At 70.2% G+C, this 16,048-nt stretch carries 16 protein-coding genes and 1 pseudogene; 10 read left to right on the top strand and 7 right to left on the bottom strand.

Annotation, left to right across the window (positions count from 1 at the left end):
* Nucleotides 1-76 precede the first annotated feature (76 nt).
* Entirely contained in the window at nt 77-1,012 is a 936-nt protein-coding gene (locus NLI01S_RS11140) for a carbohydrate kinase family protein (RefSeq protein ID WP_067603359.1), read from the bottom strand.
* Nucleotides 1,013-1,288: 276 nt separating this feature from the next.
* On the opposite strand from NLI01S_RS11140, the gene NLI01S_RS11135 reads away from it, so the two are divergent.
* The 4 genes from NLI01S_RS11135 (at nt 1,289) to NLI01S_RS11120 (ending at nt 6,475) form a co-directional block, all read left to right on the top strand.
* Nucleotides 1,289-4,009 carry a bifunctional acetate--CoA ligase family protein/GNAT family N-acetyltransferase gene (locus tag NLI01S_RS11135; protein ID WP_067603357.1) on the top strand — a complete coding sequence of 907 codons (2,721 nt, stop codon included), beginning with the start codon at nt 1,289-1,291 and terminating at the stop codon, nt 4,007-4,009.
* A gap of 86 nt (nt 4,010-4,095) precedes the next feature.
* Nucleotides 4,096-4,674 carry a DUF5998 family protein gene (locus tag NLI01S_RS11130; protein WP_084392494.1) on the top strand — a complete coding sequence of 193 codons (579 nt, stop codon included), beginning with the start codon at nt 4,096-4,098 and terminating at the stop codon, nt 4,672-4,674.
* Between the two features lie 287 nt (nt 4,675-4,961).
* Nucleotides 4,962-5,780, top strand: coding sequence for an enoyl-CoA hydratase-related protein (locus NLI01S_RS11125; RefSeq protein ID WP_067603353.1), 819 nt, complete (start codon nt 4,962-4,964; stop codon nt 5,778-5,780).
* A 41-nt stretch (nt 5,781-5,821) separates the two neighbouring features.
* Entirely contained in the window at nt 5,822-6,475 is a 654-nt protein-coding gene (locus tag NLI01S_RS11120; RefSeq protein ID WP_067603478.1) for an MBL fold metallo-hydrolase, read from the top strand.
* Nucleotide 6,476: 1 nt separating this feature from the next.
* Here the strand turns inward: NLI01S_RS11120 and NLI01S_RS11115 are convergent, their stop codons facing one another.
* The 3 genes from NLI01S_RS11115 to NLI01S_RS11105 form a co-directional block, all read right to left on the bottom strand.
* The gene (locus NLI01S_RS11115) at nt 6,477-8,402 is read right to left on the bottom strand and encodes a CHAT domain-containing protein (RefSeq protein WP_067603352.1); all 1,926 of its coding nucleotides are present in this window, start codon (nt 8,400-8,402) and stop codon (nt 6,477-6,479) included.
* 185 nt (nt 8,403-8,587) lie between these two features.
* On the bottom strand, nt 8,588-8,980 hold the full coding sequence (locus tag NLI01S_RS11110; RefSeq protein WP_067603351.1) for a hypothetical protein: 393 nt from the start codon (nt 8,978-8,980) through the stop codon (nt 8,588-8,590).
* A complete protein-coding gene (locus tag NLI01S_RS11105; protein WP_190318431.1) occupies nt 8,977-9,507 on the bottom strand; it encodes an RNA polymerase sigma factor in 531 nt (176 codons plus the stop codon). The genes NLI01S_RS11110 and NLI01S_RS11105 overlap by 4 nt, the downstream gene beginning before the upstream one ends.
* Nucleotides 9,508-9,870: 363 nt before the next feature.
* Between NLI01S_RS11105 and NLI01S_RS11100 the strand changes: the two genes are divergently transcribed.
* Complete coding sequence (locus tag NLI01S_RS11100) at nt 9,871-10,365, top strand: DUF3145 domain-containing protein (protein ID WP_067603350.1); 495 nt, start codon at nt 9,871-9,873, stop codon at nt 10,363-10,365.
* A 15-nt stretch (nt 10,366-10,380) separates the two neighbouring features.
* On the opposite strand, the gene NLI01S_RS11095 is transcribed toward NLI01S_RS11100, so the two are convergent.
* The 3 genes and pseudogenes from NLI01S_RS11095 to NLI01S_RS11085 all read right to left on the bottom strand — a co-directional run bounded on the left by NLI01S_RS11095 (nt 10,381) and on the right by NLI01S_RS11085 (nt 11,949).
* Nucleotides 10,381-10,851, bottom strand: coding sequence for a DUF1707 SHOCT-like domain-containing protein (locus NLI01S_RS11095; RefSeq protein WP_067603348.1), 471 nt, complete (start codon nt 10,849-10,851; stop codon nt 10,381-10,383).
* A 126-nt stretch (nt 10,852-10,977) separates the two neighbouring features.
* Nucleotides 10,978-11,306, bottom strand: a pseudogene (locus NLI01S_RS25695) (inositol monophosphatase family protein); the annotation flags it as partial.
* 112 nt (nt 11,307-11,418) lie between these two features.
* Nucleotides 11,419-11,949, bottom strand: a complete 531-nt coding sequence (locus NLI01S_RS11085) for a YbhB/YbcL family Raf kinase inhibitor-like protein (protein ID WP_067603473.1) — start codon at nt 11,947-11,949, stop codon at nt 11,419-11,421.
* A 176-nt stretch (nt 11,950-12,125) separates the two neighbouring features.
* Between NLI01S_RS11085 and NLI01S_RS11080 the strand changes: the two genes are divergently transcribed.
* From NLI01S_RS11080 to NLI01S_RS26735, 5 genes are all read left to right on the top strand, one after another.
* A complete protein-coding gene (locus NLI01S_RS11080) occupies nt 12,126-13,091 on the top strand; it encodes an LLM class F420-dependent oxidoreductase (protein WP_067603344.1) in 966 nt (321 codons plus the stop codon).
* Between the two features lie 223 nt (nt 13,092-13,314).
* Nucleotides 13,315-13,794 (top strand): lumazine-binding domain protein, encoded by a 480-nt coding sequence (locus tag NLI01S_RS11075; RefSeq protein ID WP_067603342.1) that lies wholly within the window; start codon nt 13,315-13,317, stop codon nt 13,792-13,794.
* A gap of 91 nt (nt 13,795-13,885) precedes the next feature.
* Nucleotides 13,886-14,209, top strand: a complete 324-nt coding sequence (locus NLI01S_RS11070) for a putative quinol monooxygenase (protein ID WP_067603340.1) — start codon at nt 13,886-13,888, stop codon at nt 14,207-14,209.
* Nucleotides 14,210-14,248: 39 nt separating this feature from the next.
* Nucleotides 14,249-15,298 (top strand): aldo/keto reductase, encoded by a 1,050-nt coding sequence (locus NLI01S_RS11065; RefSeq protein WP_067603338.1) that lies wholly within the window; start codon nt 14,249-14,251, stop codon nt 15,296-15,298.
* 223 nt (nt 15,299-15,521) lie between these two features.
* Nucleotides 15,522-16,048, top strand: a 527-nt coding sequence (locus NLI01S_RS26735; RefSeq protein WP_190318430.1) for a LysR family transcriptional regulator, incomplete at its 3' end; no start/stop codon positions are given.

The raw sequence follows: 16,048 nt of genomic DNA, 5'->3' as shown, positions 1-16,048 counted from the left end.
CCGAAGGTGCCGAAGGTTCCTGACTTCCAGGCGCCTGAACACGCCAAAGCGCTAGCGGAGGCGCTCAGAGACACTGCTAGCGAATGCGCTGGCCTCTGGGGGCGCCTCTTCGGACCGGTCGGCCCTCGCCCAGGTCGGGGCGGGCACCCGGCTGGTGCAGGGCGCGGGCGGCCAGGCGGCTGGCACGACCCAACGCCTCCTTGGGGTGCCGGCCGGCCAACCACGCGGGCAGGAAACCCGCGATGAACGCGTCGCCGGCGCCCACCGAACCCGGGGACGGATCCACCGGTTCGGCCGGGGCCCTCACACAGTCATCACGGGTCTTGGACGCCCACAGGCCGCCGTCCTCACCGAGCTTGATCACGACGTTGGGGAACCAGGCGGTCAGAACCTTGGCGGCGGCCTCGGGCTCGTCCCGGCCGGTGAGCACCCGGGCCTGGTCGACGTTGACGAACAGCAGTCGCGCGCCCTGGGTCCACTCCAGGAAGTCCTCCGCGCCGGCGCGTTCCAGTGGTGCGTGCGAACCGCCGTCCACCGAGATCGACATGCCGCTCTCGCGGGCCATGCGCAGGGCCACTCGGGCCGCGCGACGCGAGTCGGAGTTGATCAGCGTGTAGCCGGAGACGTGCAGGTGCCCGTCGGGGCCGAACACGTCGCGGGGAAGGTCCTCGGGTTGCAGACGCGCGTTGGCGCCCGGGTCGCTGAGCATCGTACGGTCACCGCGATGGGTGATCATGACGACGCAGTGCCCGGTGGCGCGCTCGGGATCCATCACCATGCGCGAGTCCAGGCCATAGCCCATGAGTTCCATCTCGCGGGTACGTCCGGTTATGTCGGAGCCCCGGCGACCCACGAACGTGGTCTCGGTGCCCTCGACCGACAACCAGGACGCGATGTTGGCCCCGGAACCGCCGCCGTACATGACCACCGAGGCGGGGGTGTCACTACCCCTGGCCAATGGGTGGAACGCGCGCGCGACGGCGTCGGTCATCAAATCACCGATCACGACCACTCGAGTCATTTCGCCAGCCACCACCGAGTGTTGAGAACCTGTGCCCGCACGACGTTAACAGTTTAACGATCAGGGTCGGGTAACGAACTGACAGCACCCCGGACACACGGTCACCAAGGCGATGCCGGGGTCTTTCGCCCCACCGCATCAGGGTACGTGGACCCGGACGCGCACCGTCCCGAAAGCGCTTGCACGACGGGAGGAACGGGTGGTGATTTCGGCCGGACGGCGGGGACTCTCCCCGTATCCGACCGATTGTCGTCTAGTCTCGCAGTCGTGCAGTCCTACCCGAAACACTGGGAAGCCGACGTCGTTCTGACCGACGGCGGCACCGCGCACCTGCGCCCCATCACCGCTGACGACGCCGACCTGCTGCGCGAGTTCCACGCCCGGCTCTCGCCGGAGACGATCTACTACCGGTTCTTCGCGCCCTACCCCAAGCTGTCCAACCGCGACGTCGAACGTTTCACCACGGTCGACTACGAGGAGCGCGTGGCCCTGGTCGCCACGATCTCGGACTCCCTGGTCTCCGTGGTGCGTTACGACAAGGTCGCCCCGGAGGAGGCCGAGGTCGCCTTCGTGGTCGAGGACGGTCACCAGGGCCGTGGCCTGGCCTCGGTCATGCTCGAACACATCGGAGCGGCCGCCCGCGAACGCGGGGTGCGGCGTTTCATCGCCGACGTGCTGCCCGAGAACCGACGGATGATCAACGTCTTCCGTGAGGCCGGGTACACCGCCCAGCAGACCTTCGACGAAGGGGTCATCCGGCTCACGCTGGACCTGCAACCCACCGACGACTCCCAAGAGGTCATGCGGGCCCGCGAGCAGCGCTCCGAGTCGCGTTCCATCGCCCGTCTGCTCTTCCCGGAATCGGTCGCCGTCATCGGTGCCAGCCGGACCGCGCACACCATCGGTCAGACCGCCCTGCGCAACCTCCTGGGCGGTGAGTTCCAAGGCCCCGTCTACCCGGTGCACCCCGAGGCCAGGGCCGTGGTGGGCGTGCGCGCCTACCCGTCGGTGCTGGACATCCCCGACCAGGTCGACCTGGCCGTGGTGGCGGTGCGCGCCGAAACGGTCGTGGACGTGGTCGAACAGTGCGCGGAGAAGGGCGTGCACGGACTCGTCGTGGTCAGCTCCGGGTTCGGTGAGATCGGCCCGGAGGGTCGCGTCCGCCAGGACGAGCTGGTGCGCACCGCCCGCGCCGCCGGCATGCGCGTGGTGGGCCCCAACTGCCTGGGCGTCGCCAACACCGACGCGTCGGTCTCCCTCAACGCCACCCTCTCCCCGGACCTGCCACCGGCCGGCCCCATCGGCTTCTTCTCCCAGTCCGGCGCGCTGGGTCGCGCCATCCTGCAACGGGTCGCCGACCGGGGCATGGGGCTGTCCACGTTCGTGTCCGCGGGCAACCGCGCCGACGTGTCCGGCAACGACCTCATGCAGTACTGGCAGGAGGACCCGGCCACCCAGGTGGTCCTGCAGTACCTGGAGTCCCTGGGCAACCCGCGTAAGTTCACCCGCCTGGCCCGGCGCCTGGCCAAGCGGAAACCGATCGTGGCGGTGCGCAGTGGCGGTTCGGCGCGGACCACGCCCACCGGCCACGCCGCCGGTGGGCTGGCCCTGCCCGACTACGCCGTCACCTCCCTCTTCGAGCAGGCCGGGGTGGTGCGCGTGGACGACATCACCCAGATGTTCGACGCCGCCCAGGTGTTCGCCTACCAGCCGCTGCCCGCGGGGCCGCGCGTGGGCATCATCGGCAACTCCGACTCCCTGGAGTTGTTGGTCAAGGACGCCGCCGTCCGCCAAGGACTCAAACCGCACGAACCCGTGAACCTGGGCCCGCAGGCCACCGCCGAGGGCTTCGACAACGCACTCGGTGCGGCCATGGCCGACGACGACGTGCACTCGGTCGTGGTGGTCTTCGTCCCGGCCCTGCACCCCATCGGCGACGACGTGGCCCGGGTGCTGCGCGCCCGCTCCCTGGAGTCGGACAAGCCGATCGTCACCACCTATCTGGCCAGACAGGGCATCCCCGAGGAGCTCAGGCACGTCGGGGATCAGGGGCAGACCCTGCACGGTTCGGTCCCCTCCTACCCCGCGCCCGAGGACGCCGTACGCGCCCTCGCCCACGCGACCCGCTACGCCCAGTGGCGGGACCGCAAACCCGGCCGGCACCCCGAGCTGCCCGACCTCGACGGCGCCCGGGCCCGCACCGTCATCGCCCGGGCCCTGTCGAAGGTCGGATCGGAGAAGGGCGACATCGCCTGGTTCGGCGGGGAGCGTCGCTACGACGAGGAGACGGCGATCTCCAGCGAGGACGCGCACGAGCTGCTGTCCTGCTACGGCATCGCCGCCTATCCCGACATCAAGGTGGACTCGGCGGAGGAGGCCGTGGTCGCCGCCGGTGAGCTGGGCTACCCGGCGGTGGTCAAGGCCGACGCCCCCGACCTGCGGGTCCGCGCCGGTGGCACGTTCGTCCGCGCCGACCTGCGCACCCCCGAGGACGTGCGCAGCGCCTACCTGTCGCTGTACGACCGCTTCGGCGACGAGGCCGACCTGGTGGTCCAACGTCTGGCCGCGCCCGGGGTGCCCACGGTGATCCGGGCCGGGGACAACCAGTCCTTCGGGTCGGTGGTCTCCTTCGGCCTGGCCGACGTCACCGCGGAGCTCCTCGACGACCGTGCCTTCCGGTTGGCGCCGCTGACCGACATGGACGCGGCCGACCTCATCCACGCGGTTCGCGCCGCACCGCTGCTGTTCGGGCTGCCCGCGGGGGCGACCTCGCTGGCCGAACAGCCCAACGTGGAGGCCTTGGAGGAACTCCTCATCCGGGTCTCGCGCCTGGTGGAGGCCTTCCCCGAGATCGGTTACGTGGACCTGGACCCGGTGCTCGTCAACGCCACCGGCGCCCACGTCCTGGGCGCGCGCATGTGGTTGCGGGAGGCGCCCGACGTGCGCCCGGACTCCGGGCCTCGGAGGTTGCGCGGGGTGACGTTCTGATCCGCCAGTGGTCGGCTCTCTTCGGGCGACGGTCGCGAAGTGTCACCGGAAGGGGGCAGGATAGGGGTATGAGGAAAACACGTGCCGTGCCCACGGACTGGCGCCTGGAGATCGAACGGAGCGGATACTACCCCGCCCTGGTCATCGACGCGGTCGCCGACGTCCTGGGCGACGAGGACGCCAAGGCGTTCATCGTGCACCACGAGGCGACCTTCGACCCCGCCATGGAGATGCGTCGGCACATCACCGTGATGCTGCTGACCGAGACCCGACTGGTGGTCTGCCACACCGACGAGCACCCACCGACCGAGCCGGGTGGTGCCTCGCACGCCTCCACCACGACCGACAGCATCCAGTTGGGCAACGTCCAGTCGGTGGCGCTGACCCGGGTGGTGCCCAACCCGGCCCAGTACACGGCGGGGAGCACCCCCAGCGAGCTGGTGCTCAGCGTCAACCTGTCGGTGAACTGGAGCGCGGTCGCCCACATCGACCTGGAACCGGCCTCCTGCGCCGACGAGAGCTGCGAGCTCGACCACGGCTACACCGGTGCCATCACCGCCGAACCGCTCACCCTGAGGGTCAGCGAGGCGGCCGACGGCGCCGAAGCGGTGCAGGCGATGATGCACTTCTCCGACGCCTTGTCCGTGGCGTCCCGGGGACGCTGATCATGCCCGGGTCGGGGGCCGCTCGGCCCCCGACCCGGTGTCGGTCCGAGCGATGGTGGACCCAGTGCCGCGTCAGCCGAGGTCCACCCCGTCGCTGCGTTCGGCACGGCACCTCGCCGCGTTGGCGAAGAGCCCACATAGGAACCACTATGAGGGCTTCCCGCCGCCTTGCGACGTACCATCCTGAACGCCGCTCCGTAACGGGCGAACCCCGACCGCTAGCGTGTGTTCCGGTCAACCGTGGTGACCGGATTCACTCCCACCGACGCAAGAGAGGTCAGCTCGCGATGACGCAGCATCAGCCTTCCGAGACCCCCGACGCCCCGCTCGTGAGGTCGAGCGTCGACCGGGCCATCGCCACGATCACCCTCGACTCCTCGCGCAACCGCAACGCGCTCTCCGCCCGGTTGCGCGCCGAACTCTCCAAGGCCCTCGCCGACGCCATGGCCGACGACGAGGTGCGCGCCATCGTGCTCACCGGTGAGGGCCCGGTGTTCTGCGCCGGCGCCGACCTCAAGGAGATCGCGGCGACCCTGGCGGGCGAACCCGTCGAACCGGCCCCGGAACTGCCCGAGATCTTCGAACAGATCATGGGCGGCCCCAAACCCGTCGTCGCGGTGCTCAACGGAGCGGCCCGGGCCGGCGGCATCGGCCTGGTCGCCGCCGCCGACATCGCCCTGGCCCCCAAGAGCACCACCTTCGCCTTCACCGAGGTACGCATCGGTGTGGTGCCGGCGATCATCTCGGTCCCCGTGTCCGCGCGCGTGCACTCGCGCCAACTCAGCCGTTACTTCCTCACCGGTGAGGTGTTCGACGCCGCGGCCGCCGCACAGGCGGGACTCATCACCGAGGCCGTGCCCGATCGGGAGATGCAGGACACCATCGACTCGATCCTGCGGGGACTGCGCGGGGCGGCGCCACACGCGCTGCGCCGCACGAAGGAACTCGTCGGTGAGCTGAGCGGTGGCGCCCAGGCCGTACCCGGCCGGCGCGGCGAGGCCTTCGCCCGGATGGGCGAACTGTCCGCCGAGTTCTTCGCCGGGGAGGACGCGGCAGAGGGACGCGTCGCCTTCTTCGAGAAACGACCTCCGCACTGGGCTCGGTGACCTGGGTGCACACGCCCGCCATGACAGGCCACAATGGACGGGTGAGCTACTCCGGAGATACCAGGGTCGGCGGCCCGGCCGACCTGCGCGAACTACCGCAACTGACGATCACCAAACTGGCCGTGGGCCCGATGGACAACAACGCCTACCTCCTGCGCTGCCGCGCCACGGGGGAGGCCGTCCTCATCGACGCGGCGGCCGAGGCCGACCGCATCCTGGAGATGATCGGCGAGGACGGGCTGGCCCGCGTGGTCACCACCCACCGCCACCAGGACCACTGGCAGGCGCTGGCCGAGATCGTCGGCCAGACCGGCGCCCGCACGGTCGCCCATCCCGACGACGCCGACGAACTCCCGATGTCGGTCGACGAACCCGTCACCCACGGTGGCACGGTCCGGGTCGGGGACTGTGCGCTCACCGTCATCCACCTGCGCGGGCACACACCCGGTTCGATCGCCCTGCGCTACGACGACCCCGAAGGCCACACCCACCTGTTCACCGGGGACAGCCTCTTCCCGGGCGGGGTCGGCAAGACCTGGTCCGACGAGGACTTCCGGACCCTCTTCGGTGACGTCTCCGAGCGTGTTTTCGGAGCCCTGGCCGACGACACCTGGGTCTACCCCGGACACGGCAAGGACACCACGTTGGGCGCCGAGCGTCCGAACCTGTCCCAGTGGGGCGAGCGCGGCTGGTGACTCAGCCGACGTAGCAGCAAAAGCCCACGTGTCCGAGGTGGTCGGCGACCGCCTCGGACACGTCTTCGCCACCGGCCAACGCGCGGTGGAACAGCCGCATGGCCGCACCCGTGTGTTCGTCGGAGACCGGCAACGGGCTCGCGACCACGGTGCGCGTCCCGAGCGCCAGCAGGGTGGCCGCGAAGCCACCCGGTGAGCGGGTGAGGAATCCCCGGCCGCCCGAACAGGTGGCCAGGGTGACCAGCGCGGCCGGAGTGGGTACCCGCAACAGGTCCCGGGCCGACAGCGGGCCGTCGGACAGTTCCACCCGGGACGACAGCGCCGAACGTTCGCCGGGGTGTCCGTGCCCGGCCAGGTGGGCCAGGTCGGTGGTGGTGAGCGCCGCCAGGACCTGCTCCCGTCGGGCCTGTTCCAGTACCCGGGCGCCCGGGTGGATACCGGCGAGTGCGCGGACCTCCAGGCCCGCTCCGGCCGGTTCGGAGGCCGCCGCCAACAGCACACGCTCGCCCCTCGGGGGACGTCGCCGCGCCCAGGACCGCGCCCCGACGACCACCGTGACCGGTCGACCCCGCAGGCTCGGCAACAGTCCCCAGGGCGGATCGTCCAGGTAGGGGGCGCCGGTGACCACGAGCGGACGCCCACCGGTCAACGGCAGCACCGGCCCCACCAGGGCCTCGTCCACTGCGTTCAGGGCCGGGGGCGATCCGTCGACGGGCACGGCCTCGCATTCGTGCCGCATTCGGGCCAGGAGGCGACGCAGGGGCGGCAACGGGCCCAGGAACGCGGTACGCACCCGCCCCTCCACCGCCACCAGCGCGACGGCCTGGTCTCCCGCCCTGGTGAAGTGCACGAACGCCCGATCGCCCAGGGTTTCGAACAACCTTCCCGACACCGGGCCGCGCGGCGCGCGTCGACGAGACACCGTCAGGTCGGTCTCGGTGTCGGCCGCCGTGACCACGGTCTCGCGTGTGACCTCCGCGCGGGTCAGCTCCGCCCATTCCAACGCGGTCGCCGGGTCGCCCACCGCCAACGCGCCCTCCAACCCGGCCTGGATCACGTGAGGGTCGCCGAAGCCGTCCTCCAACCACGCGCCGGGCAGCGGCGCGGGCCGTGGTCGGACATGGAGGTCTGGTGCGGGCAGGCGTTCGGCGAGGGCCGCGAGCGCGCGGGTGGCGTGCGGGCTCGTGACCGGGGTCGCGGTGGAGGGCGAGCGCACCTCCAACGCCCCACGGGCGCGTTCGATGGGCCGGGCGTGGTGGGTGCGCTCGGCGAGCCGCTCCAATCGGTGGGTCAGACCGTACCAGGGCGACCCGCGCCCGATGTGTCGCCGGACCCTCAGGGACAGGGCCAACGCCGCCTTGTGATCGCCCTCCAACAGGCGCAGCTTGGCCTCCAACAGGGTGCGGGCGGTGTCGGTCGGCCCCTCCCGCCAGGGCGCCTCGGCCAGGATGCGACCGGCCTCCTCCACCTGGCCTTCGCAGAGCAGGGCTTCGGCCAGATCCACGCGCAGCGCCTCCTGCCGGTCGGCCGGTATCAGCGGCAGGAGTTCGAGGAAGGTCCCGATGGCGCCCGGCGCGTCACCGCGATACAGGGCCAGACAGCCCTGGTTCTGTCGGGCGACCGTGCCGAGCAGCGGCAGTCCGCGGGCCTCGGCCAGGTCGCGCGCCGCGTGGAGGTGGTCCCTGGCCGGCCCGAAGCGACCGCACAGGGCCTGGGCCAGTCCCAGGTCGGTGAGCACCCCCGGCAACACCGGGGCCAGGTCCGCGGCGGGGTGTCCCCGTAGTCGGCTTCGGATGTCCTCCAACAGGGTGACGGTGTCCTCGAAACGTCCGTCCCGGGCCAGCCGGACCCCGTCGGCGACTCTGGCCAGGAGGGGGCGGGCGGTGGTCGTCGTGGTGGTGTCGGAGGTCGCGCTGGGGGACAACACGTCCGGCTGCCTTTCGCCAGTGGGGCCGGTCGTCTCCAGTGATAGCAGCGGTTCGGGCCGTGCGGGAGTGCCCTCGGCCAACCTGTGGACGAACGAGGTGGGACCGAACCGGACCTATGCCGACAAAGGATGGCCGAGTACGAGCCGTCGATGCGGGAACACACCCTGTTTCGGTTCGGCCCTATTCAGATGGTGAACCAGTCGGTGACCACGGGGAGGCGGTCCGGACGCTCCATGGTCAGGGCCAAGGGGCCCCGACGGAGCCCTTCGGCGTGGAACGCGCCATCGCCCCGCACGAACAAACGCAGGTGTTCCTCGGGTCGGCGCAGGCACACCTCCACGTGGTCGAAGTCGCCGATCACCAGGCCCGACAGCGAACTCAGGTCCCCGTGCGCGCGCAGCCGCAGGTCGACCCGCAGGTCACCGAGGTGGAAGCACAGCGTTGTCGTGGTGGCCTCGGAACGGGACGGGACGAGTGAGGGAGTGGAGTCGACGATGGTGGGGGCCGTGCGGGCCCGGTCGAGTGAACGGTCGAAGGCGGCCAGCGCCGCAACCCGGCCGGGTTCTGTGTCTTTCACGGATCACGCACGCCTTTCGTCGGTTCTGTGGTGTCGAGGGAACGGCGCAACCGACGCAGTAGGTTCCGTCGCTCGTTGGCGGTGGTGCGGTGGGAGAGGGGCACGGCGCCGGGGGAGTCGTCCAGGTAGTGCCGGGCGACCCGCCGGTCGGTCGGGCCCAGCGCGTCGATGGCCTGGTACAGCTCGGCATGGCGTTCCTTGCGCAGGTACACGTCTTCGACGTCGGGAACGAGGGCGGATCCGGACTCCGCGACCAGCCGGTGCGGATCGACCGGCACCAGCTTCCGCAACCGGTCGCGTTGGCGGCCGCACACGTCGCCGGTCACCCGGATCAACCAGGCCCTGAGCAGATGGGGGTGGTGCAAGCGAGGCAGGTGCTGGTTGAGGTTGAGCCAGACGGTCTGCACCGCGTCCTCCCGGTCCTGGCGGGGCAACCCGTAGGAACGGGCGACGCGGTTCACGGTGGGCAGGTGGCGGTCCACGATCTCCGCCCAGGCACCGGGGTCGCCGCCACAGGCGGCGAGCACGAGTTCGGCATCGGGTCGAGGGGAGGGGCCGGAAGTGGCCGGAACCGGCTCGAAAGTGGGGGATACATCCCCTGAAGTGCTCGAACATGCCCTATTGCGGCGGGGATCACCGCGGTGGATCTGCTCGCGCGGCTGGTCTGGCACACCCGCTCCCACTATGATCGGACTCCCTGTCGTCGCCTGTGGCACACGGTAATCCCTGGGTCTTCGGGTCACGTGGGGAACACTGGAAAAGTCCAGTGTGCGAGATGGTTTCCAGAGTGCCGATAGGGCACAATGGGGAAAAAGGCATGCAGCGGGTATGTAACCTTCTCGTGATACGAGGGCGTCGGGGAAGCGCACTCGTTCGTATCAGGAGGTTCGGTGTCCGCACGTGGCGTCTTGTACGTCCACTCCGCGCCCGCGGCGCTGTGCCCACACGTCGAGTGGGCGGTCGCGGGTGTCGTTGGAGTGCCCGTGAAACTCGACTGGGTCGCCCAACCCGCAGCCCCCGGCAACCACCGTGCCGAGCTGAACTGGCAGGGAAGGCCGGGGACCGCCGGGGCGGTGGCCTCGGCCTTGAACGCGTGGCAGCGCCTGCGCTTCGAGGTGACCGAGGACGCGTCACCGGGTTGTGACGGCGTCCGCTACAGCTACACGCCCACCCTCGGCGTGTTCACCGCCGTCACCAGCGCCGCCGGTGAGGTCCTCGTTCCCGAGGGCCGGCTGCGCGCGGCCATGGAGACCGCCGCCGTCGATGGCGGCGACCTGGCCACGGAACTCGATCGACTCACCGGCCGGGCATGGGACGAGGAACTCGAACCCTTCCGTTACGCCGGCGACGGCGCGCCCGTTCGCTGGCTGCACGCCGTCGGCTGACCCTCCGAACGAGGGTCAGTAGGGCGGTTCGGTGTCGTCCGGCCAGATCGTGGAGGCCAGCAGGACCGCCGCCCAGATACCCAGGGGGACCAGCGGCCAGTACAGCATCAGTTCGCCGCCCAGCAGACTGGTCGCACCCCACAGGCCGGTGAGCACCCCTCCGGCGCCCAGCCACCAGCGCCATTCCTCGCCCCATTCCGCCCACGGCAGCCGCCGTGGCCGGTGCGCGGGTTCGGGCCGGGGATCGCGGACGCGCCCGGTGTGGAACCGGGGCGGAGGGACCGGGACCACGGGCACGGGTAGGTCAGAGGTCAGGGAGCGCAGCTCCCCGACCCGGACCGCGACCAGTGCCGTGCCCACACGGCGCTCGTACTCGTCGTCGTCCAGACGGCCTTCGGAATAGGCGGCCGCCAGACGGTCGATGGTGAGGTCGCGTTCGGTGTCAGAGGCGCGCATCCGGTTCAGCGGCAGACGTTGGGTCTCCACTTCCCACCCCCATAGGCGCGAGTCGGTGACCACACTTTACGTTGCGTGCCCCCGCCACGAAAGGGCGCGAGGGGGTCGATTCCAGTCGCTTTTCCAGCACCACCCAGAGGGCGATGTCGTCGCAGGTCATGGCCGTAACCAGCAGGACACCGCGCGGTAGGTCGCGGGGCCGGCGGTACCCACCAGGGCGGTGCGCTCGTGGGCGCCCCGATAGGTGAGGGGAGTGCCGTCCAGCCGGGTCAGGTGACCACCCGCCTCGGACAGGAGCAGCGCGGGCGCCGCCACGTCCCGATGGGCGCGCCGGCCACGCCCGGCCGCGTACAGGACCCGGTGGTGCGGGGCGAACACGGCCGCGCCCCCGGGGTCTCACCGACCATCAGCGCCGCCCGGGTGACGTAGCCGTCGAACCCGTGCACGTAGCCGGCGGTGCCGTCGATCGGGTCGATCAGCCGGTACGTGAACCGGAGGTCCCCTTCGCGCGTGAGCTCCAAGACCCCGGGAGGAAAGGCCGGAGGGCGGGGACGCGTCGCGCGTCCCCGCCCTCCGGACGGTGCCGGGTCCTTCGGGTCACTTCTGTTCGTAGACCGGGGTGATCATCGCGCGTCCCAACGAGTGCGAGAACAGGTTGAAGCCGAGGAAGGCGGGGCTGCCGGAGGAGTCGATGCCCAGGCTCGGAACGTCGACGGCGTGCACCACGAAGAAGTAGCGGTGCGGCCCGTGCCCGGGCGGCGGGGCAGCGCCGATGTAGCGGTTGCTCCCGGCGTCGTTGCGCAGGGTCACGGCGCCTTCCGGCAGACCGGAACCATTGCCGGCGTCCGCCGCCAATTCGGTCACCTCGACCGGGACGTCGCACACCGACCAGTGCCAGAAACCGCTCGCGGTGGGGGCGTCCGGGTCGAAGCAGGTGACGGCGAAGCTCCGCGTCCCTTCGGGGAACCCGCTCCAGGACAGGTGCGGGGAGACGTCCTCGCCCCCGGCACCCATGATCCCGCTGACCTGGGCGTTGGGCAGTGTCCGCCCGTCCGCCACGTCGTCGCTGGTGACGGTGAACGAGGCGACCTGCGGCAGGAAGTCGTAGGGGGAGGGTGGCGTGGCCACGGTGATGGCCTCCTTGTCGTCGAGGTTGTTCGTGCCGGCCCGCTGACGGGCCCGTCCCCGAACATACGCCCCGCGAGGGGTGTACACCCTGTCGAGCGCGCCGGTGGGACGCGGTCTACTCCGGGGTAGGGGGCGCGTTGTACGGTCGTGCCACATCCGAACGAACAGGAGCCGTCATGACCTACCGCTGGGGCATCACCGTCCCCTTCGAGGGAGTCCCCCTGCATGACCAACGAGCCCTCGTCGAGGAGCTGCCCGACCTCGGCTACACCGACGCCTGGTCGGCCGAGGCCAACGGAACCGACGGTTTCACGCCCCTGGCCCTGGCCAGTGTGTGGGCGCCGACGCTACGGCTGGGCACCGCGATCGTGCCCGCCTACACCCGGGGTCCCGCGACCCTGGCGATGAGCGCCGCCACCCTGGCCGCCGCCGCGCCGGGCCGGTTCACGCTGGGGATCGGCACCTCCTCCAACGTGATCGTGCAGCGTTGGAACTCCATCCCCTTCGAGGAGCCCTACAAGAAGGTCCGCGACACCGTCCGTTTCCTGCGCGAGGCGCTCACCGGTCAGAAGGTCAAGGCCGCCTACGACACCTTCGAGGTCAAGGGTTTCACCCTGGGAGCCGTGCCCCCGGAGCAGCCGCCGATCCTGGTCGCCGCGCTTCGCCAGGGCATGTTGCGTCTGGCCGGCCGAGAGGGCGACGGCGCCATCATCAACTGGCTCTCGTCCGAGGACGTGCGCACCGTCGCGCCGATCGTTCGAGAGTTCGGCGAGGACAAGGAGATCGTCGCCCGGATCTTCGCCATCCCCGACACCGACCCGGAGACCGCTCGGGAGATCGGCCGCCGGGCCATCGCCGCCTACCTGAACGTGCCCGTCTACCGGGCGTTCCACGAGTGGCTGGGCCGTGAGGAACTCGGACCCATGTGGAAGGCCTGGGACGAGGGCGACCGCAAGGGCGCGCTCGCGGCGATCCCCGACCCCGTGGTCGACGACCTCATCGTGCACGGGCCGGCGGAGTACTGCCGTGAACGGATCGAGGCCTACGTGGAGGCCGGGGTGAGCACCCCGGTGATCGCGTCCCTCGCGCCGTCCTCCCACGCGCCGGTGGACATCATCCGCGCGCTCGCGCCCAGGGGCTGATCCGAACCTCGGTCGGGGTGTCCTCGCACGCGCATCGGTGTGACGGGAACATCCCGACCGTTCGGTATGTTCGGCGTCACGCAGTGCTCGACCCGGTCCACGACGCCACCCGTGTTCTGCCTGGTTCTCGTATGTGAGTGGTCACAGAACGGAAGAATGCGGTAACAATAGTGCGCCTGGGCCGACCCCCGGTCCACCGAACCCGTTCCCGGAAGGCACCCCCATGCGACGTTTCCTCCTGTGCTCCCTTCCCCTGACCCTGGCCCTCGCGCTGTCCGCCTGCGGCGGCGAGGAGGAGACCCCCGCAGACGGCACCGACACGGCGGCCGAAGCCGCCGGTGAGGACGCGGAGGCCGCGGCCCAGATCGTCGCCGAAGGGTTCGTCGCGGCGCTGAACGCCGACGACGCCGAGGCAGCCTGCGCCCTCATCGACGAGGCCGCCCGGTCCGCGGTCGTCTCCCAGAGCGAAGGCGCCGAGGACTGTGTCACGGCCTTCCCTGACTACGTGGAGGGACTCCCCGACAGTGAGTCCATCGAGATCGGTGAGATCGCCGTCGGCACCGACCTGGACGGTGAGACCGAGATCGTGACCGTCACCCTCGACCACCCCGACCAGGACCCGGGTGCCCTGGAGGTGCGCGAGTCCGACGACGGCGAGTGGCGTGCCACCCGTATCCCTGGCACCACCCTCGGCGGAGCCTGAAGAGCCTCGTCCGCGTGACTTCTGAAAGGATGACGTCACGGGGCACGGCATCACCGCGTGCCTCGTGACACACAGAGTAAGGAGTTGCGCGATGATCCTCATCGTCGTCAAGTACCGGGTCAAGCCCGAGGCCAAGGACACGTTCCTCGACGCGGTCGCCGACTTCACCGCGGCCACCCGTGCCGAGCCCGGCAACCTGTGGTTCGAGTGGTCCCGCAGCGTCGAGCGCGACGACGAGTTCGTGCTCGTCGAGGCGTTCAAGGACGACGCGGGTGAGGCCCACGTCAAGAGTGACCACTTCGCCTCGGGCCTGGCCGCGATGAAGCCGCTGCTGGCGGAGACCCCGCAGATCGTCAGCCGTGTCGTGGAGGGTGAGGGCTGGGACCGGATGGGCGAACTCACCATCGACGAGTGACGGCGGTGCTGAGAAGAGACGGCTGAGGGGGAACGCGAGTTGGACACCTACGTGGCGGACACGGATCGGTACGAGAGGCTGGAGTACCGCTCCTGCGGTGACAGCGGGCTGCGACTGCCCCGGCTGTCGCTGGGACTATGGCAGAACTTCGGCAACGACCGGAGTTTCGAGAACCAGCGTCGCATCCTGCGTCGCGCCTTCGACCTGGGCGTCTTCCACTTGGACCTGGCCAACAACTATGGTCCACCGCCGGGTTCCGCCGAGGAGAACCTCGGACGGATCCTGGCCAGGGACCTGGGCCCGTACCGGGAAGAGCTGGTGATCACCACCAAGGCCGGTTGGACCATGGGTCCCGGTCCGCACCAACAGGGTGGTTCCCGCAAGTACCTGCTGTCCTCGCTGGACCGCTCCCTGGCACGGATGGGCCTCGACTACGTCGACGTCTTCTACAGCCACCGACCCGACCCGGACACCCCGCTGGAGGAGACCATGCTGGCCCTCCACCACGCGGTGGTGTCCGGGCGGGCCATGTACGCGGGGATCTCCTCCTACGGGCCTTCGCTGACCCGCAGGGCGGCGGCGATCATGCGCGACCTCGGCACGCCGTTGGTCGTGCACCAACCCTCCTACTCCATGCTCAACCGCTGGGTGGAGGACGGTCTGCTGGAGGCCACCGCGGACGAGAAGATGGGCGTGGTGGCGTTCTCCCCGCTGGCCCAGGGGTTGTTGACCGACCGGTACCTGGACGGATCGGTGCCCTCGGACTCCCGAGCCGGGGTGGGCCGGCCCAGTTGGCGGGCCAACATGCTCACCGACGAGGTCCTGGAACGGGTACGGGGGTTGAACGCGATCGCCCTCGAACGTGGACAGACCCTGGCGCAGATGGCGATCTCCTGGGTGCTGCGCGACCGGGGTCCGCGTACCGTGACCACCGCGCTCGTCGGTGCGTCCAGCGTCGAGCAGCTGGAGCAGAACCTCAAAGCGGTGGACTCCACCGAGTTCACCGAGGAGGAACTGCGCGCCATCGACCGGTGGGCGGTCGACTCCGACATCAACATCTGGTGGGGCGCCACGGCGTCCAAGGAGTAACCCCTCGGGCGGAGTCGATGGTCGGCAGTCTCCGGCATGGGGTTTCCTGATACGGGATGCCTCTTTCGGGGCGTAAGTCCCTTGTTCGGGAACCCGGTGTCACCTGGCTCGACCTCGACTCCGCCCGAAAGGTCGCCATGTCCACCCCCGGGCACCGGACGCCCTACCCTGTCCTCGCCCCGGTGACTCTGGCCCCAGAACATCCTTGTCGCAGGGGTTCACCATGACCCCGACCCAGCTCAGAGCGTTCTCCACGGTGGTCCGCCTCGGTTCGGTCAAGAGCGCCGCCCAAGAGCTGTGCGTCTCCGAGGCCGCAGTGTCCCTGCACATCGGCAAGCTCCGCAAACTCTTCGACGACCGCCTGTTCTCCCGCACTTCCTCTGGGCTGACCCTCATCCCCGGCGGACTGCGTCTGGCGAGTCGCGCTCGGCCTGATGCCTCTGGAAACCGGTCTCCTCACCGATGGAGTTCTGCTCCCACGCCGACAGCGGTTCCGGGCCCCTCCAACGATGACGCTTCTTGCCCGCAGCGCCGGTCCTCGTGCTCTGGAGGGGCGTGGTTGTTGCAGGTGGAAACTCGCTGGGAGCATCGGTCGGAGGGGGGTGATGGTGGTGGGTTACCTACAGGCGAGGAGTTCGGGCTGGTGAACCGTTCCGCTTACGTGATCCTATTGATCTTGGGGGAGCCTCTGGTTTCGCCGATTTTGTGCTGCCCGGGGTGGGGGCGGGCGGTGGGGCGGTGGGGCGCCTC

This window comes from Nocardiopsis listeri NBRC 13360 (assembly GCF_001570765.1).
GTDB classification, from domain to species: Bacteria; Actinomycetota; Actinomycetes; order Streptosporangiales; family Streptosporangiaceae; genus Nocardiopsis; species Nocardiopsis listeri.
Note: the sequence above shows the minus strand (reverse complement) of the source record. Positions and strands in the feature narration are given on the sequence as shown.

What these genes read in the sequence shown, in the direction of transcription:
- NLI01S_RS11125 (WP_067603353.1), top strand. Translation starts at nt 4,962, where the DNA reads ATGACGCAGCATCAGCCTTCCGAGACCCCCGACGCCCCGCTCGTGAGG.
- NLI01S_RS11080 (WP_067603344.1), top strand. Translation starts at nt 12,126, where the DNA reads ATGACCTACCGCTGGGGCATCACCGTCCCCTTCGAGGGAGTCCCCCTG.
- NLI01S_RS11075 (WP_067603342.1), top strand. Translation starts at nt 13,315, where the DNA reads ATGCGACGTTTCCTCCTGTGCTCCCTTCCCCTGACCCTGGCCCTCGCG.
- NLI01S_RS11070 (WP_067603340.1), top strand. Translation starts at nt 13,886, where the DNA reads ATGATCCTCATCGTCGTCAAGTACCGGGTCAAGCCCGAGGCCAAGGAC.